The organism is Streptomyces sp. NPDC048718, assembly GCF_043198875.1.
Lineage (GTDB): Bacteria > Actinomycetota > Actinomycetes > Streptomycetales > Streptomycetaceae > Streptomyces.
The window spans coordinates 1-16,446 of sequence record NZ_JBICVG010000015.1 but is presented as its reverse complement, the minus strand read 5'-3'; the positions used below and the strand labels follow the sequence as shown (position 1 = coordinate 16,446).

12 protein-coding genes and 1 pseudogene are annotated in these 16,446 nt (G+C 71.6%); 6 read left to right on the top strand and 7 right to left on the bottom strand.

Going from position 1 to position 16,446, the window contains the following annotated elements; genetic code table 11:
- The first annotated feature begins 5 nt into the window (after positions 1-5).
- The 3 genes from ACGFRB_RS25645 (at position 6) to ACGFRB_RS25635 (ending at position 5,381) form a co-directional block, all read left to right on the top strand.
- Complete coding sequence (locus ACGFRB_RS25645; RefSeq protein ID WP_393246323.1) at positions 6-1,595, top strand: GMC family oxidoreductase; 1,590 nt, start codon at positions 6-8, stop codon at positions 1,593-1,595.
- A gap of 381 nt (positions 1,596-1,976) precedes the next feature.
- Positions 1,977-3,611, top strand: a complete 1,635-nt coding sequence (gene abc-f, locus ACGFRB_RS25640; protein WP_393246321.1) for a ribosomal protection-like ABC-F family protein — start codon at positions 1,977-1,979, stop codon at positions 3,609-3,611.
- A 78-nt stretch (positions 3,612-3,689) separates the two neighbouring features.
- Positions 3,690-5,381: an ABC-F family ATP-binding cassette domain-containing protein gene (locus ACGFRB_RS25635; protein ID WP_393246317.1), complete on the top strand. Its 1,692-nt coding sequence runs from the start codon at positions 3,690-3,692 to the stop codon at positions 5,379-5,381.
- A gap of 97 nt (positions 5,382-5,478) precedes the next feature.
- On the opposite strand, the gene ACGFRB_RS25630 is transcribed toward ACGFRB_RS25635, so the two are convergent.
- Both ACGFRB_RS25630 and ACGFRB_RS25625 read right to left on the bottom strand, forming a co-directional pair.
- Complete coding sequence (locus ACGFRB_RS25630) at positions 5,479-6,921, bottom strand: aldehyde dehydrogenase (RefSeq protein WP_393246315.1); 1,443 nt, start codon at positions 6,919-6,921, stop codon at positions 5,479-5,481.
- Positions 6,922-7,094: 173 nt separating this feature from the next.
- Entirely contained in the window at positions 7,095-7,289 is a 195-nt protein-coding gene (locus tag ACGFRB_RS25625) for a hypothetical protein (RefSeq protein WP_393246313.1), read from the bottom strand.
- 288 nt (positions 7,290-7,577) lie between these two features.
- Here ACGFRB_RS25625 and ACGFRB_RS25620 point away from each other — a divergent pair, with 288 nt between their 5' ends.
- The gene (locus ACGFRB_RS25620) at positions 7,578-8,495 is read left to right on the top strand and encodes an LLM class F420-dependent oxidoreductase (RefSeq protein WP_363012347.1); all 918 of its coding nucleotides are present in this window, start codon (positions 7,578-7,580) and stop codon (positions 8,493-8,495) included.
- A gap of 149 nt (positions 8,496-8,644) precedes the next feature.
- Here ACGFRB_RS25620 and ACGFRB_RS25615 read toward each other — a convergent pair.
- Positions 8,645-9,089: pseudogene (locus ACGFRB_RS25615) on the bottom strand (VOC family protein).
- A 43-nt stretch (positions 9,090-9,132) separates the two neighbouring features.
- A complete protein-coding gene (locus tag ACGFRB_RS25610) occupies positions 9,133-9,990 on the bottom strand; it encodes an alpha/beta fold hydrolase (protein WP_393246311.1) in 858 nt (285 codons plus the stop codon).
- Between the two features lie 323 nt (positions 9,991-10,313).
- On the opposite strand from ACGFRB_RS25610, the gene ACGFRB_RS25605 reads away from it, so the two are divergent.
- Positions 10,314-11,246 carry an SGNH/GDSL hydrolase family protein gene (locus ACGFRB_RS25605; protein WP_393246557.1) on the top strand — a complete coding sequence of 311 codons (933 nt, stop codon included), beginning with the start codon at positions 10,314-10,316 and terminating at the stop codon, positions 11,244-11,246.
- A gap of 227 nt (positions 11,247-11,473) precedes the next feature.
- Positions 11,474-12,532 carry an alpha/beta fold hydrolase gene (locus tag ACGFRB_RS25600; RefSeq protein WP_393246309.1) on the top strand — a complete coding sequence of 353 codons (1,059 nt, stop codon included), beginning with the start codon at positions 11,474-11,476 and terminating at the stop codon, positions 12,530-12,532.
- Positions 12,533-12,918: 386 nt separating this feature from the next.
- On the opposite strand, the gene ACGFRB_RS25595 is transcribed toward ACGFRB_RS25600, so the two are convergent.
- The 3 genes from ACGFRB_RS25595 to ACGFRB_RS25585 form a co-directional block, all read right to left on the bottom strand.
- Positions 12,919-14,541, bottom strand: coding sequence for a DUF6351 family protein (locus ACGFRB_RS25595; RefSeq protein ID WP_363012342.1), 1,623 nt, complete (start codon positions 14,539-14,541; stop codon positions 12,919-12,921).
- A gap of 169 nt (positions 14,542-14,710) precedes the next feature.
- Entirely contained in the window at positions 14,711-15,412 is a 702-nt protein-coding gene (locus ACGFRB_RS25590; RefSeq protein WP_393246307.1) for a cytochrome b/b6 domain-containing protein, read from the bottom strand.
- Complete coding sequence (locus ACGFRB_RS25585; protein WP_393246305.1) at positions 15,399-16,124, bottom strand: molybdopterin-dependent oxidoreductase; 726 nt, start codon at positions 16,122-16,124, stop codon at positions 15,399-15,401. The genes ACGFRB_RS25590 and ACGFRB_RS25585 overlap by 14 nt, the downstream gene beginning before the upstream one ends.
- Positions 16,125-16,446: the final 322 nt, after the last annotated feature.

Genomic DNA, 16,446 nt, shown 5'->3' with positions numbered 1-16,446 from the left:
ATGGAGTGACGTCTCGTCGGAACGCGACGGATTCGACACCCGCCACACCACCCGACCACGCCGAGGCCCCGGTCTACGACTTCATCGTCGTCGGCGCCGGCTCGGCCGGCTGTGTGCTCGCCGGTCGGCTCACCGAGGACGCCGGGGTCCGCGTCCTGGTCCTGGAGCCGGGCACCGACACCGCGGGCCTGCCGGAGGCCGTCTCCGATCCGCCGGCCTGGATGAGCCTGGGCGAGACGCCCGCGAACTGGGGCGATACGACGGTCCCCCAGCTCGCCGGCTCCCTTCCCCCGCAGTCCGCTCCTCGCGTCATGCTGCCGCGCGGCAAAGGGCTGGGCGGCTCGTCCTCCATCAACGCCATGGTTTTCGCCCGCGGCCACCGCAGCGGTTACGACAGCTGGGGCGAGCACGGCGCCAAGGGCTGGACGTTCGACGATCTGCTCCCTTACTTCCAGCGCACCGAGACCACACGCGGCGGGGCACCCGGCCGCGGCGAGGCCGGTCCGCTCACCGTCGCCCCGATGGCCGAACCGAACCCCATCGGGCTCGCCTGCCTCGCCGGTGCCGTGGAGACCGGCCGGCGCCGCGCCACCGACATCAGCGGCGGGCTCGAAGAGGGCTTCGCCCCCGTGGACCTCAACATCGTCGACGGGCGCCGGCAGAGCGCCGCCGACGCCTACCTCACCCCGGCTCTCGGCCGGCCCGGCCTCCGTGTCGTCACCGGAGCCACGGCCCACCGGCTGATCTTCGAGGGCCGGCGGTGTGTCGGTGTCGAGTACGGCGTCCAGGGCCGGGTTTCGCGTGCGCGAGCGGTGCGCGAGGTCGTCCTCACGGCCGGTGCCATCGGCTCGGCCCAGCTTCTGCTCCGCTCGGGGGTCGGGCCCGGCCAGGAACTGCGCGAGGCAGGTGTGGAGGTGTTCCACGAGCTGCCCGGGGTGGGCCGCAATCTGCGCGACCACCCGCTCCTCACCCTCGTCCACCGCACCCGCCGCACGGTGCCCCCGGCCCGGGGCAACCACGGCGAGATCATCGGACTACTCCGCAGCGTGCCCGAACTCGACGGGCCCGACCTTCAGTTCATCTTCGTCGACATCCCGTTCCCGAACCCGGAGCCTCCAGTGGACAGCGGATTCTCGATCGGGATCTCACCCATCCGGCCGTACAGCCGCGGCACCCTGCGGATCACCTCGGCAGACCCGTACGCGCGACCGGTTCTCGACCCGGGTTACTTCACGGACGAGCGTGACGTGCGCACCACGCTCCACGGCATCCGCGTGGCGCGGGAGATCGCCCGCTCCTCGGCGCTCGCCGTCTGGGGGCCGGAGGAGGTCGCCCCGGGGCCGGAGGTGACGGACGCCGCGTCCTTGAGCGTCTACGCGCGCACCGCGTATACGTCCTACTGCCACCCCGTCGGGACCTGCGCCCTGGGCGAGGACGAGAGCTCCGTGGTGGACTCCGCTCTGCGCGTGCGCGGGCTGGAGGGGCTGCGCGTCGCCGACGGATCCGTCATCCCCTCGATCCCCTCCAACAACACCAACCCGACGGTCTACGCCATCGCCGAGCGCGCCGCCGCGTTCCTGCGCGAGGGCGCCTGAGAGACGCCGGGCGCATCTCCCGCGGGCCTGTATTCCGGGGGCCGCGCCCGGCACGGTCCGGCACACCGTGCGACCCCGCGACACACCGTGCGATCCTGTCGGACCGGCTCGGCATATGCACACGTGTGCGCCCACGGCCGGCGCGACGATCATCGTTCCGCGGCAAGGTGTTACACTGCCGGAGAAGTAGACCGTTCATAGAGGAGACGCAGACGTGGTGGGTGAAGACGACATCTCCGGGTGAGATCCGGATCTGACGGCCACCGGCCGGTGCCGAAGAGCACTGCCGCCGAGGTGGTCGGCTTTGTCGTACCCCCTTTTCACCCGTCTGCCCAGGGCAGAGGTCTATCACTCCGCCCTCAGTACTTCCGAGGTCTCACCATGTCCGACGCCGCCATCATCTGCTCGAACCTTTCCTTCTCCTGGCCCGACGACACGCCGGTCTTCCACGACCTGTCCTTCAGCGTGCCCTCCGGCCGCACGGGCCTGGTCGCCCCCAACGGATCCGGCAAGTCCACCCTGCTCAAGCTGATCGCCGGCGAGCTCACGCCCACCGGCGGTGCGGTGAGTGTCGACGGCACCCTCGGCTACCTCCCGCAGAGCCTTCCCCTGACCGGGAATCTCACGGTCGCCGAGGTGCTCGGCATCGCCGAGGTGATCCGCGCCCTGGACGCCGTCGAGTCCGGCGACGTCGACGAGAAGCACTTCACCACCATCGGCGACGACTGGGACATCGAGGAGCGCACCCGCGCCCAGCTCGACCGTCTGGGCCTGGCCCATCTCGCCCTGGACCGCAGCCTGAGCACGCTCAGCGGCGGCCAGGTGGTCTCCCTCGGCCTCGCCGCCCAGCTGCTCCGGCGCCCCGACGTCCTGTTGCTCGACGAGCCCACCAACAACCTCGACCTGGAAGCCCGGCACAAGCTGTACGACGTGCTGGCGGACTTCAACGGCCTCCTGCTCCTGGTCAGCCACGACCGTGCGCTGCTCGACCGCATGGAGCGCATCGCCGAGCTCGACGGCGGCGAACTGCGGCTGTACGGCGGCAACTTCACCGAGTACGAGGAGGCCGTCCGCGCCGAGCGGGAGGTCGCCGAGAAGAACGTGCGCAACGCCGAACAGGACCTGAAGCGCGAGAAGCGGGAGATGCAGCAGGCCCGTGAGCGGGCCGAGCGCCGCGCGAGCAACGCCGCGAAGAACCTCAAGAACGCCGGGCTCCCCCGGATCTTCGCCGGCAACATGAAGCGGGGCGCGCAGGAGGCCGCCGGGCGCTCCGGGCAGATGCACGCCTCCCGGGTCAGCGAGGCGAAGGCCCGTCTGGACGAGGCCGGGCGTGCGCTGCGCGAGGAGCAGCGTCTCACCCTGGAGCTGCCCGACACCAAGGTGCCCGCCGGCCGCACCCTGTTCCTCGGCGAGGGAATGCGGGTGAGGCTCGGCGACAAGGACGTCTTCGGCCCCGGCGGCCTCGACCTGACGGTCCGCGGTCCCGAGCGCATCGCGCTGACCGGCCCCAACGGCGCCGGAAAGACGACTCTGTTGCGGCTGATCACCGGCGAACTCGCCCCGGACAGCGGGGAGATCAAGCGCAGCGAGGGCCGGATCGCCTATCTGTCGCAGCGCCTGGATCTGCTGGACCTGGACCTCACGGTGGCGCAGAACTTCGCCGCGTTCGCGCCGGAGCGTCCGGAGGCCGAGCGGATGAACCTGCTCGCCCGCTTCCTCTTCCGCGGCGCCCGGGCCCACCTTCCGGTCGGGGTGCTCTCCGGCGGCGAGCGGCTGCGCGCCACCCTGGCCTGCGTGCTGTGCGCCGAACCGGCTCCTCAGCTGCTCCTGCTCGACGAGCCGACCAACAACCTCGACCTGGTCAGCGCGGGCCAGCTGGAGAGCGCGCTCGACTCGTACCAGGGCGCCTTCATGGTCATCAGTCACGACGAGAGGTTCCTCGCACAGATCGGGATCGACCGCTGGCTGCGGCTGGCCGATGGAGAGCTGAAGGAGACGGGGGCGCCCTCGGTGTGACCCGCCGGTGCGATCTGGCCCGCGCCCGAGGCATCCGCCCGGCGGGCCGCCCACCGACCTCCCACCGAAGGAACCCCCATGTCCCAGCACGCTCTGCTCGCCCATGACCTCGTCCGTGACCTGGGCGGACGCCGGATTCTCGACGGTGTCGGCCTGACCGCCTCGCCCGGCACCCGGATCGGCCTGATCGGCGAGAACGGCGCCGGCAAGTCCACCCTGCTGCGGCTGCTCGCCGGCGTGGACGAACCCGACGCCGGAAGCGTCACCCGCCCGGCCGACCTCGGCTATCTCCCCCAGGAGATGCCGTTCGACAGCGGCGCGACCCTCGCCACGGTGCTGGCCGACGCGCTCCGCGAGGCCCGCGCGGATCTCGCGGAACTCGACCGGCTCGGCGCGCAACTCGCCCGGGTCCCCGAGGACGACCCCGGCTACCCGATGCTCCTCGACGCCTACGCCGCCCGCCTCGACCAGGCCCAGGCCCGGGAGTCCTGGGACGCCGGGCGCCGCGCCGCCCTCGTGCTCGACGGGCTGGGCCTCGGCCCGGTTCCGCACGACCGTACGCTCGCCTCGCTCTCCGGCGGCCAGCGCGGCCGGCTGGCGCTGGCCGCGCTGCTCGTACGCCGCCCGTCGGCGCTGCTGCTCGACGAGCCGACGAACCATCTCGACGACGGCGCCGCCGCCTTCCTGGAGGACCAGGTTCGCGGCATGCCGGGGGCGGTGGTGATCGCCAGTCACGACCGCGCGTTCCTCGACGCCGTCTGCACCGACCTGGTCGACCTCGATCCGGCGGTGGACGGCCCGGTGCGCTACGGCGGCGGCTACACCGCCTATCTGTCCGAGAAGCGTGCCGAGCGGGAGCGCTGGGAACGCCGATACGCCGAGGAGCAGCGGGAGTTGGCGGAGCTGCGCCGCTCGGCCAACGTGACCGCGCACCGGCTGGCCCCGGACCGGGGCCGCAGCGACCACGAGAAGATGGGGTACGGCCACCGCGCGGGCCGGGTGCAGAACCAGATCTCCCGCCGGGTGCGCGACGCCTCCCGGCGGCTGGAGGAGCGCGAGCGCCTCCAGGTCGCCGAGCCGCCGCGTCCGCTGCGGTTCACGGCCGGGGAGCCGGCCGTCACCGTCGACGATCCGGCGGCCCTGTCGCCGGAAGGGCGGCCTTCGCCGCTGGTGGCGCTGCGCGATGTACGGGTGCCGGACCGGCTCTCGCTGGACCGGCTGGAGGTGGCGGCGAACGATCGGCTGCTCGTCACCGGCGGCAACGGGGCGGGCAAGTCGACGCTCCTCGCCGTACTCGCGGGACGTCTCGCGGCCGGGGGCGAGGTGCTCAGGCGGCGCGGTCTGACGGTGGGGCTGCTCACTCAGGACACCGTGTTCGAGCGGCCCGGGCGCACGGTCCGGGACACGTACGAGCTGTCGCTGGGTCCGGAGCGGGCCGAGAGGGTGCCGCTGACCGCCCTCGGTCTGATCCATGAGGCGGACCTGGACAAGCCGGTCGGACAGCTGTCCGTGGGCCAGCGCCGGCGTCTGGCGCTGGCTCTCCTGGTGGCCCGTCCGCCTCGGCTGCTGCTGCTCGACGAGCCGACGAACCATCTCTCGCCCCGGCTCTGCGACGAGTTGGAGGATGCCTTCGGCGAGGGCCCGGGCGCGATCGTCGTCGCCAGCCACGATCGCTGGCTGCGGCGGCGGTGGCAGGGGCGCGAGCTCGTGCTGGAGGCGGGGAGCGAACGGATCGGGGAGCCTTCGGCGGCCCGGGCCGTGCACGGCTGAGCCGGCCGCATCGACACATGTGTGCCCCGCACCGGAGCGATCCGGTGCGGGGCACACATGTCATTTCAAGGGAGGGAAGCGGGGGTGCGAGCCCGGGTCAGACGGTGATGGTCTTGTACTCGGTGTACGTGCCGAGGCCGACCGCTCCGTACTCGCGGCCGATGCCGCTGGCCTTGAAGCCGCCGAACGGACCGTCGAAGGCGACGGAGGCGCCGTTGACCGTGACGGTGCCGGTGCGCAGCCGGCGGGCGACCGCGAGGGCGTGCTCCCGGTCGGCGGACCAGACGCCGCCGGACAGACCGTACTCGGAGTCGTCGGCGATCCGGACCGCGTCGTCCTCGGTGTCGTAGGGGATGACGACCAGGACCGGGCCGAAGATCTCCTCCTGGGCGATCCGCATGGAGTTGTCGACGTCGGCGAAGACGGTCGGTGTGACGTAGTTGCCGTTCTCCAGGCCCTCGGAGATGCCCGGACCGCCGGTGACGAGGCGGGCGCCCTCCTCGATGCCGAGCCGGATGTAGTCGCGGACCCGCTGCTGCTGATCGGGGCGGATCATCGGGCCGATGAAGGTGTCGGGGTCGGCCGGGTCGCCGACCTTCAGCGACTCCACCAGCTCCTTCAGCGCGGCCACGACCTCCTCGTACCGGGCGCGGGGGGCGAGGATCCGGGTCTGCGCGATGCACGACTCGCCGTTGTTGAGCAGGGAGCCGAACTTCAGGCCCGCGACGGCCTTGCCGATGTCGGCGTCCGGCAGGAGGAGCGCGGCGGACTTGCCGCCCAGCTCCAGGCTGACGCGCTTGAGCTGTTCGCCCGCGATCGCGGCGATGCGGCGGCCGGCCCGGGTCGAGCCGGTGAAGGCGATCTTGTCGATCTCCCGGTGAGAGATGAGGTGTTCGCTGGTTTCCCGGTCGGCGGGAAGCACACTGATCACCCCCTCCGGCAGGCCGGTCTCCTCCAGCAGATCGGCGAGCAGACCCATGCTGAGCGAGTTCTCCGGGGACACCTTGAGGATCACGGAGTTGCCGGCGAGCAGAGCGGGGAGGATCTTCGAAGTGGCCGACGAGAAGGGCGAGTTCCACGGAATGACCGCGGCCACGACACCGACCGGCTCACGGCGCACGATACTGCGGACCTGGGTGCCTGGGCCGGAAGGGGGCAGGGTCTCCTCCCAGGCGAAGGTTTCCGCCGCCGTCAGATAGGCGTGGGCCTGCCGGGTCAGACCGGCCTGTCCGGCGCGGGTGAACCAGGCGGCCGAGCCGTTCTCCCGCGAGATCAGGTCCGCGATCCGTTCCGCGTTCTTCTCGCGCAGCGCGTTGAACCGGCGCAGCACGGCGATCCGTTCGGCGGGCGGGGTCAGCCGCCACTCGCCCGCCTCGAAGGAGGCCCGCGCCGCGGTGACCGCGCGGTCGATGTCCGCCGGCCGCGCCTGGGTGGCGCGGCCGATCACCGACCGGTCGTGCGGTGCGGCGATGTCCAGCGGCTCCGGGTCGCTCGGCTCCGCCCAGGAGCCCCCGATGAAGAGCCGGTCGTAGGTGATCACGTGTTTTCTCCCTTTCGGCGGCGTCCGCCGGTCCGTTCACACGGACGCGGACGCGGCCCTTCGGTTTCTGCCGTGGGCGATGGAATGGCACGGACGGCGGGCTTGCAGACTGGCGGACCGGCGGACCGGCGGACCGGCGGACCGGCGGACTGGCGGACTGGCGCGAACTCCCTCTAGAGCCCCAGGTCCAGGGCCAGGCACGAGTAGTGGTTCCACGAGCCCTCGGGGTTGTACCGGTCGACCGCCCGGGCGTTCGGCTCGGCCTGCTTCTCCTCGGTCATGTTCTCGAAGCGGACCCGCTCGGGGAGCTTGCCGAACCGCTCGTGACGCGCCACCGCGGCGGAGTCCAGGGCGAGTTCCGTGTTCATGGTCAGCCTCCAGTACGTCGTTCATGGATCGCGTTCTGCTCACTGTCCCAACACACCTCACTATGCCCCGCGCACACATAACCAGTCAAGTCGGTTACTTGATATGGGGTGTGTCGGTTCGTCGATCGGTGCCCCCTCTCCCGGGGCACGGAAGGAAGGGTCCATGAGACACGCCGGATCAACGACGGGCCATCCACGGGATCCGGGAGCGACAATCCGAACGTGTGCCGGACGCGCCACTCACTCGGCCGTCTCGGCTCACCCGCACCCGCACCTCACCTTGGGGGAATGAACATGCGACTCGGACTGTCCCTGCCCACCTTCGGCACCGACGCGCATCTCGACGGTGTCGTCCGCTACGCCCGGACGGCAGAGGAGCTGGGGTACGACTCGCTCTGGACGGGCGACCGGGTGCTCGCGCCCCGGACGCCGAGCGCCCCGTACCCGGGCGGGGAGATGCCGCGCGCCTTCGAGAACCACATGGATCCGCTCACGAGCCTGTCCTTCGTCGCCGCGCACACCAGCCGGGTACGGCTCGGCACCAGCACCCTCAACGGTCCGTGGCAGGCGCCGATACTGCTCGCCCGGTCGCTGACCACCCTCGATCTCCTCAGCGGCGGCCGGCTCGACGTCGGGTTCGGGCTCGGCTGGATGCCCGACGAATACACGGCGGTGGGCGTGCCGTGGGAGGGGCGCGGCGCCCGGCTCGACGAGACGCTCGACATCCTGCGGGCCTACTGGGAGAAGGAGACGTTCGCCCACGACGGCCCGCTGTTCACCGTCCCGGAGACCGTCGTGGGCCTCAAGCCGGCCCAGCGGCCCCATCCCCCGGTCCTGCTCGCCGCGTTCACACCCGCCGGACTGCGCCGGGTGGCCCGGCGCGCGGCCGGCTGGCTGCCCGTGGCGATGCCGCTGCCCGCGCTGATGGGGATGTGGCGGCAGATCCGCGAGGAGGCGGACCGCGCCGGACGGAACCCGGAGGAGCTGCGCATGGCGCTGCGCCTCAACGCCACCCTCACCCGGGAGCGGACCGGTTCGCAGCAGCCGCCGGCGTCGGGCACGCTCGACCAGTACGTCGATTACGCGCGGGCCGCCGCCGACGCGGGCGTCCACGAACTCTTCATCGAACTCGGCCAGGCACCCGGCCTCCTCGACGAGCGGCTGGACACGGCCGCGCGCTTCATCGAAGGCGTACGCGAGGGCTGAGCCGACACGCCGGTGGCCGACGGCGGGAGCCGGGCCGGGCCTGAGTCCGGCGAGGCCGGCCCGGCCCGGTCTTCCTCGCCCCTGGTCCGGCTCCCCGCGGGCCCGGTCGGGGTCCGCCCACCCGCGCACCGGGCGGCGGGCCGTCACGGTCAGCGCCCGGGAGCGCGCTCGGTGACCTCCTGAAGGAACCACTCGTTTCCGTCGGGGTCGGCGAAGCGGGCGAAGGTGCCGTAGCCGGGTGCCGGGCGCGAGCCCCGGCACCCGGCTACCGGGGGCCGCCTGGTGGAAGGCTCCGGTGACGTCGTGGAACGGTCCTTCGACGTCGACTCCGCGCCCGGTCAGTTCGCCGACCGCCCGCTCGATGTCGGTCGTGATCAGATGCAGGCCCCTGGCCGACCCGGCGGGGAGGGCGGTCAGCCCTTCCCCGAAGATGACCGAGCAGGCGGAGCCGGGGGGTGTCGCCTGAACGATCCGGTATCCGTCGCGGATCGGGAAGTCGGCGTCGGCGCGGAATCCGAGCGTGTCGAGGTAGAACTCCTTGGCCTTGTCGACGTCCGAGACGGGGATGACGACGACTTCGAGCTTCAGATCCATGGGGTGTTCTCGCTTTCGGAGGTGGCGGTCGCGGCCGGGCGGGTCATCGGGTGGCGCGTGCGGCGTCCTCGATGACGCGGGTGACGACGCCGGGGCGGGAGACGGCCACCGCGTGCGAGGCGGCGACCTCGGTGACGCGGGCATGGGCCCGCTCGGCCATGAACCGCTGCGCGGCGGCCGGGATGTTCAGGTCCTGCGTGGTGACGACGGCCCAGCTGGGGATGGTCTTCCAGGCGGCGGCGGTGGCCTTCTCCTCCAGCGCGGTCTGAGCGATGGGGCGCTGGCCGGCGGCGGCGAGAGCGGCTTCCTCGCGCGGGACGTCCGCCGCGAACTGGTGACGGAACTTGTCCTGCCGTATGTAGAGATCGGTGCCCCGGGTGCCGTCGGGCCGGGTGACGGACACCGGGTCGAGCGCGTCGGGGAGGGTGGAACCGGGGTACTTCCCGGTCAGCTCCAGCGCGGACTCGCCGGGGGCGGGCAGGAAGGCCGCCACGTAGACAAGGGCCTTGACGTCGGGGTCGTTCGCGGCGGCCTCACTGATCACGGATCCGCCGTAGGAGTGGCCGACGAGGATCTTCGGACCCTTGATGTGGTCCAGGAGGCCGCGCAGAGCGGTGGCGTCGTCGTGCGGGCCACGCAGCGGATCGGCGGCGGCGACCACGGGATATCCGTCGGCGCGCAGCCGGGCGACGACTCCGTTCCAGCTGGAGGAGTCCGCGAACGCGCCGTGCTCCAGTACGACGGTGGGCCGAGGCCCGTCCCGGTCGGCCCGGACGGTGGCCCCCGTGTCGGCGGTGGCGGTGCCGGTCAGGGCGACGACCCCGAACGCGGCCCCCGCGACGGCTGTCGCCACCGCCCCGGTCAGCACGTTCCGCTTACCCGCAGTCTTGATGTTCACCATGCACGCCCTTTCGAGACCGGAGCGGCCGGCATACCCGACCGATCAATCGTCACCGGTTTGTGTGGTGATCAACCTGCCATCCTTAACGTCACCTGTCAAGGCGGTTACTTGCGCGAGTTCGCGCCCCGGCCTGCCCGGCTGACACTCCGACAGGCGCAGTCGATGAATCCGATGGGACCCACTCGCCGCCGATCACCCCCTGCCGATCGGCGGATCCGCCCTGCGGCGGGTACACGCGACGAGCAGGGACGCCCAACCGCACCCTTACCATCGGCACTTCACACCCCGCCGACTCCGCGCGGGATCCGGAAACGAGAGGAATCATCGTGACGAGACGCCTTCCCCTGACAAGCCTGAAGCGTGCCCTGACAGCGGGTGCCGCCCTGATCTGCGGCGCCGGCGCCCTGGCCGCGGCCCAGCCCGCGATGGCGAGCCCGACCGCGCACCACGCACACCCCGCGCACCCCGCGCACCCCCTGCGCGGTGCGGCATATGTGGCCCTCGGCGACTCCTACGCCGCCGCCCCTCTGGTCCCCGACCAGGTCGACGCCCACTGCCTGCGCAGCAGCAACAACTACCCCTCCCTGGTGGCCCGTTCCTCGGTCGGGACGCGCCTGACGGACGTCACCTGTTCGGGGGCGACCACCGTCGACATGACCTCCCCGCAGGGGACAGCGGCACCACAGCTGGACGCGGTGAACCGACGCACCGACCTGGTGACCCTCACCATCGGCGGAAACGACATCGGCTTCAGTGCGGTGCTGGGCACATGTGCGCAGCTGGGGGCGACCGACCCGTCCGGCGCCCCGTGCCGCGCGTACCTCACCGGCTCGGGCACCGACCGGGTCACCGAGTCGATAGCCGCGACCGGGCCGAAGGTCGCCCAGGTCATCCGCGGCATCCACCGCCGCGCACCGCACGCGAGGATCGTCGTGGTCGGCTACCCGGCCCTCTTCCCGGAGAACGGGGTCGGCTGCACCAGCGCCTCCGTGCCGCTCGCGGCCGGCGACTTCCCGTATCTGCGCGACAAGGAGAAGGAGTTGAACTCCATGCTCGCCCGCCAGGCGCGACTCGGCGGCGCGACCTATGCGGACACGTACACCCCGACGGTCGGGCACGATCTGTGCGCACCGGCCGGCACGCGGTGGATCGAGCCCTTCGTCCCGCAGAGCCCGGCGGCTCCGCTGCACCCCAACGCCCAAGGCGAGAGCGCCATGGCCGCGGCCGTACAGCGAGCCCTGACGCACCGGCACTGACCCCCACACCGACCCCCTCCCCCTCGGTGGCGCCCTCCGCCTCCGAGGGGGAAGTCCGCGCGGGAGCGAGGAACCGTCGGCGACACGACACGGAATCACCGGTCACCATCTTGAAGGGTGACGCATGACGTGTCAGAGTCGTCCTCGCACACATACATGCAGGCACGTGTTCACGACGGCTTCCCGCACGGCACGGGAAGCACCGCTACAGCGCACGGAGGGTTCACATGATCGACAGGCGCACCTTCACCAGGGCGATGGGCCTCGGCACCGGAGCGGCCGCTCTCTCGCCGGCCGGCCTCCAGGGCGTCGCGTACGCCACCACGCCGGGCCCTGGCGGCACGGCCCCCCTCGTACCGGAGATCGCCCCGGGCACCCACACCGCCTTCCCCGCACTGCGCCGCGTCGAGGCCGGCCTGCTGAACGTCGGCTACGCCGAACTGGGCCCCGCCCACGGGCCCGCCGTGATCTGTCTGCACGGCTGGCCGTACGACATCCACAGCTACGTCGACGTCGCTCCCCTGCTGGCGGACCTGGGCTACCGGGTGATCGTGCCGTACCTGCGCGGCCACGGCACCACGCGCTTCCTGTCCTCCCGGACGTTCCGCAACGCCCAGCAGTCGGCGATCGCGCTCGACGTCATCGCGCTGATGGACGCGCTCCGGATCCGCCGGGCCGTGATCGCGGGCTTCGACTGGGGTTCACGGACGGGCGACATCCTCGCCGCCCTCTGGCCGGACCGCGTCAAGGCGCTGGTCTCGGTCAGCGGATATCTCGTCACCAACCGCGAGATGCAGCAGGAACCGATCGCGGCGGCCGCCGAGCACACCTGGTGGTACCAGTACTACTTCGCCACCGAACGCGGCAGGAAGGCGATGGAGCGCCAGGACCTCCGCCGCGACCTCACCCGGCTGGTCTGGGACCTCGTCTCCCCCTCCTGGGACTTCGACGACGCGACCTTCGCGCGCACCGCGGCGGCCTTCGACAATCCCGACTACGCCGCGATCGTCATCCACAACTACCGCTGGCGGCTGGGCCTCGCCGAGGGTGAGCCCCGCTACGACCGTTACGAGGACCGACTGGCCTCGGGCCCGGCCATCGGGGTGCCCACGATCGCCATCGACCCCTTGCTCGACCCCTTCACGGCGCGGCCCGCCGACGGCTCCGCCTACCGCGACAAGTTCACCGGGCCGTACGAGCACCGCACCCTGTCCATCGGGCACAACGTGCCGCAGGAGGCGCCGACGGCGTTCGCCCAGGCGGTCGTCGACGTGGACCACTTCTGACGGGAATCGGCGGTTCCCCTCGCACGGGGATGCCGTGACCCGGTGTTCCCCGCCGAACACCCGTATGCGAAGAGCCGGAGCCGGAAACGGCCCCGGCTCTTCGCATACGGGTGTTCGGCGCGTGCGTCACGGCACAGGCAGGTACCGCCCGTCCGACGGCATCCCGCAGGGCAGGGGGCTCGCCAGGAGTCTTCCGCCGTCCCGTTGTGCACCCGGGGTGAAGAGTTCAGGCATCCGCCGGCCGGAACACCCGACGGGAACTCCGCTCCGGCCCGCGCCACGCGCGGCCGCCGTACAGAACACCCCCGGCCCGCCTCCTCATCGAGTGAGAGAAGGCGGGCCGGGGGGCGTCTTCGCGATCGCGTCGCCGCGAGGGAGCCGGCGGATCAGTGACGGGTCGGGGACACGCAGCGGAAGCTGTCGGCGGCGGCCGGGTCGCCGTGGCCCTGGTAGCGGGACACCTTGGGGTAGGCGCACAGGTCGCGGGCGACCTGCTTGCCGGTGGAGTCGGTCAGGGTGGCGGGGAGTGTCGCGGGCGCCTTGCCCCGCTCGACCCAGGCCCGCAGGGCGCCGAGGTCGTCGGTCTGCCCGGTCAGAGCGCAGTGGGCGGCGCCCGGCGCGAGGAAGACGCGGTAGAAGTCGTCGACCCGCTCGGCACCTCCCATCCGCCGCTCGACCCGCCGGCGATAGTCCACCGTGCCCTGGGTGGGGATCAGCTGGTCCTGCTGCCCGTGCCAGGTCAGGAGCTTGCCGCCGGACTCGCGGAAGGCGGAGAGGTCCGGGTCGTCGGTGCCGATGACCTTGTCGTACTCGGCCTGGGACTGCCGGAACAACGCGGTGAACTGGGCGTAGGTGATCGTCGAGACGTCGAACGCGGGCTGCTTCTTCACCCAGGAGGCGACCCAGGCGGACGGTACGGGGAACGCCTGGCCCTTGAGGTCGCCGTGGGCGTCCGGCAGGGTTCCCGCGAGGTACGGGAACTTCAGGTCGGCTCCGATCGGGACGCCCGACCACAGCTTCTCGCCCGACGCGGTACGCGGGCCGTCCCAGATCTTGCGGACCACAGCCGCGTCGGCCGCGGTGATGGTCACCCGCTTGCCCTCGCACTCGAGGGTGGCGCCGATCAGCCGGCGCGGGTCGAAGTCACAGCGGGCGGGGTTCTCGACCAGGCCGTCCCGGATGCCGTCGAGCGCGTCGCAGGCCTTGACGGCGGCGGTGTTGAAGGCGTCGAACGCGCACCCGCTCGGGTAGGTCTTCTCGTTGTTCATCACCACCTGCGGCCACAGGGTGGCGACCTCGAACTCGTCCCAGTTGACGGCCGGCGCGTTGGCGAGGATGCCGTCGTAGTCGCCTGGATGGCGCTGAGCCTGCGCGTACCCCTGACGGCCGCCGGTGGAACAGCCGTTGAAGTACGCGTAGGAGGCCGTCCTGCCGTAGTGGCCGGCGATGACCTGCTTGGCGACGACCGCGGCCTCGTGCTCGGAGCGGGAGGCGAAGTTCTTCAGGAGCGAGGTGTCGACCCGGCCCTTCGTGTCCAGGGCCCAACTGCTGTCGAGGTAGGTCTTGACGCCGGCGTCGGTGGTGGCGGTGGCGTAGCCGTTCTTGACGGCGCCCGCGAGGCCGGCCCCGTAGTCGCCGGCGGCGAAGGCGCTTCCGCCGAGGGTCTGCAGCCGGCCGTTCCAGCCCGTCTCGGGCAGCCAGACCGTCACCTTGGCGTGATCCCCCTCGCCGGGGTGTGTCAGCGTGACCGTCACATCGCAGTAGGCCGGTACGTCGGGGATGTGCGCGGCGGGGAGGGGCGGGATCTCCGGCACGTCGACGGTTCCGGCCTCCCGGGCGACCGCCACCACGCTCTCCACCGCGGTGCCCTCGGGGGCCCGCACGGTGACGGTCGAGCAGGCGGACGCCCGGGGGACGGATGTCCCGGTGCCGGCCCAGGCGGTCGGCGGATACACCGCCGCGACCAGCGGCACCCCGGCCGCGACGGCGGTCAGAAGTCGTCGTCTCATGATTCCCCCTCAGGAGCGGATGTGCATGCGAAGTAGTGACACCTACGCCGGCGCGTCCCCAGCACGGCGAGTGCGAGAAGAGAGTGACATGGATGCGCGTAACCGGTCAAGATGGTTACGTGTGCGAGGTAAGCGCGAGAACGCGCTCAACGGGGCGGCACGGGCGGGATCATTCAGCCGATTCGGCTGTCCTGGACGGTCCGGCAGGGCCGGCGGGTCCGGCAGGACTTGCCGAAGGTGGCGCCCCCTCGGCGCGCTCCTCCGCCAGCCATCGGGAATGCCGCCGCTCGACCCACGATCGGCTGACATAGCCCGTCTTCATCCCCAGCCGCGCCTCCGGGTCGGCACGCGCCATCCGCGTGTGACCGATGAGAACGAGGGCGATCGACCAGGCCAGAAGGTCGTGCACGAAGATCGCGCCGGTGCGGGAGACGAAGGGCAGCACGCCCGTGAACCACATCAGCAGACCGGTGCCCAGCATCACCAGCACGGCACCGGCGATCCAGCCCGCGTAGAGCTTCTGCCCCGCGTTGAACTTGCCGGCCGGACGATCCCGCGGACCGGTACGGCCCCGCCGGACGGCCCGCAGCCAGCGCCTGTCGTACGGCGCGAAGCGGTTCAGGCGACCCAGGTCGGCACGGAACTCGGCCGACAGCAGTCCCAGCAGAACGGGTACGGGGAGCAGGATGCCGGACCATCTGTGCACCGTGGTCACGAGCGGGCGCCGGCCCACGAGCTGGGCGAGCGGGCCGAGGTAGAGACAGGCCGCGGACGCCAGACAGATCAGCGTGAGCCATCCGACAGCCCGGTGGACATGACGCTGGGAAGACCCGAACCGCCGTACCCGGTCCACCTGTTCAGGCTGCTTCATCGCCACGGTCCGCCCCGTCGAGCCAGCCATCGACCGGATAACCGCGTTCCTCCCAGAACCCCGGGACCACCTTCTCGGTGACCTCGATGCCGGACAGCCACTTGGCCGACTTGTAGAAGTACATCGGGGCGACGTACAGGCGTACCGGACCGCCCTGTTCATGAGTGATCGGCTTGTCCTGCATGTTCAGTGCCACCAGGACGTCCGAGCGGCGGGCCTGTTCCAGGGTGAGGCTCTCGCTGTAGGCGCCGTCGAAGCAGGTGAACCGCACCGCCCCGGCTTCGCCGCGCACACCGGCGGCGTCGAGCAGATCGGCCAGTCTCACCCCCTCGAAGGGGGTGCCGTCGACCCGCCATCCGTCGGTGCACACCACGTCGCCGACGACCCGCGTCCGCGGCAGCGCCCGCAGCTGCGGCAGGGTGTAGGTGCCGGGGCGGTCGACCAGGCCGCCGATCGTCAGCACGTAGTTCCGCTCACTCTTGCGCGGTACCGACCCGACGACGCTGAAGTACCGGAAGCCGCCGGGATTGGGCAGCAGCCCGGTGAGTCCGGTGCCGTCCACCTGGGAGGCGACGGCCAGAGCCTTCCCCCAGCCCCGCTGGAGCGGAGGTCCCGCGACGACTCCCACCGCGCCCGCGGCCAGGACACCGAGGAGGGCCCGCCGTCCCACCGGGGCTCCTCCCCCGTGCCGTTTCTTCGACTGATCCGCCATGCCCACTGCCCCCTTCGAAAGGAACGATCCCTCAAGTAACCGTTCTGAACGGTTACGACCGTGGCAGGTTTCCGAGTGGGTGTCAACGCGGCGACAGGGGAGCCCCTGTGGGTTTCTCGCCCGGCCTTCGGCGTCCGGGGATCGGGGGCTCGCCGCATTCAGGGCGCATACCAGGGGATACAGTACGAAAATGGGGACTACGACGCCCGCCCCGTCACACGTCGCACCGTGTGGGGGTGTCATGTGCCGCCCGCACCCTCCCGCACCGAAAGTCCGATGTGGGTACCATGCGCAACGTCATCCATTACGAGGGAGTGAACGG

Excerpts from the sequence above, each read along its gene's own strand:
- abc-f (WP_393246321.1), top strand. The coding sequence starts at position 1,977 with ATGTCCGACGCCGCCATCATCTGCTCGAACCTTTCCTTCTCCTGGCCC.
- ACGFRB_RS25635 (WP_393246317.1), top strand. The coding sequence starts at position 3,690 with ATGTCCCAGCACGCTCTGCTCGCCCATGACCTCGTCCGTGACCTGGGC.
- ACGFRB_RS25625 (WP_393246313.1), bottom strand. The coding sequence starts at position 7,289 with ATGAACACGGAACTCGCCCTGGACTCCGCCGCGGTGGCGCGTCACGAG.
- ACGFRB_RS25620 (WP_363012347.1), top strand. The coding sequence starts at position 7,578 with ATGAACATGCGACTCGGACTGTCCCTGCCCACCTTCGGCACCGACGCG.
- ACGFRB_RS25610 (WP_393246311.1), bottom strand. The coding sequence starts at position 9,990 with ATGGTGAACATCAAGACTGCGGGTAAGCGGAACGTGCTGACCGGGGCG.
- ACGFRB_RS25600 (WP_393246309.1), top strand. The coding sequence starts at position 11,474 with ATGATCGACAGGCGCACCTTCACCAGGGCGATGGGCCTCGGCACCGGA.
- ACGFRB_RS25595 (WP_363012342.1), bottom strand. The coding sequence starts at position 14,541 with ATGAGACGACGACTTCTGACCGCCGTCGCGGCCGGGGTGCCGCTGGTC.
- ACGFRB_RS25590 (WP_393246307.1), bottom strand. The coding sequence starts at position 15,412 with ATGAAGCAGCCTGAACAGGTGGACCGGGTACGGCGGTTCGGGTCTTCC.
- ACGFRB_RS25585 (WP_393246305.1), bottom strand. The coding sequence starts at position 16,124 with ATGGCGGATCAGTCGAAGAAACGGCACGGGGGAGGAGCCCCGGTGGGA.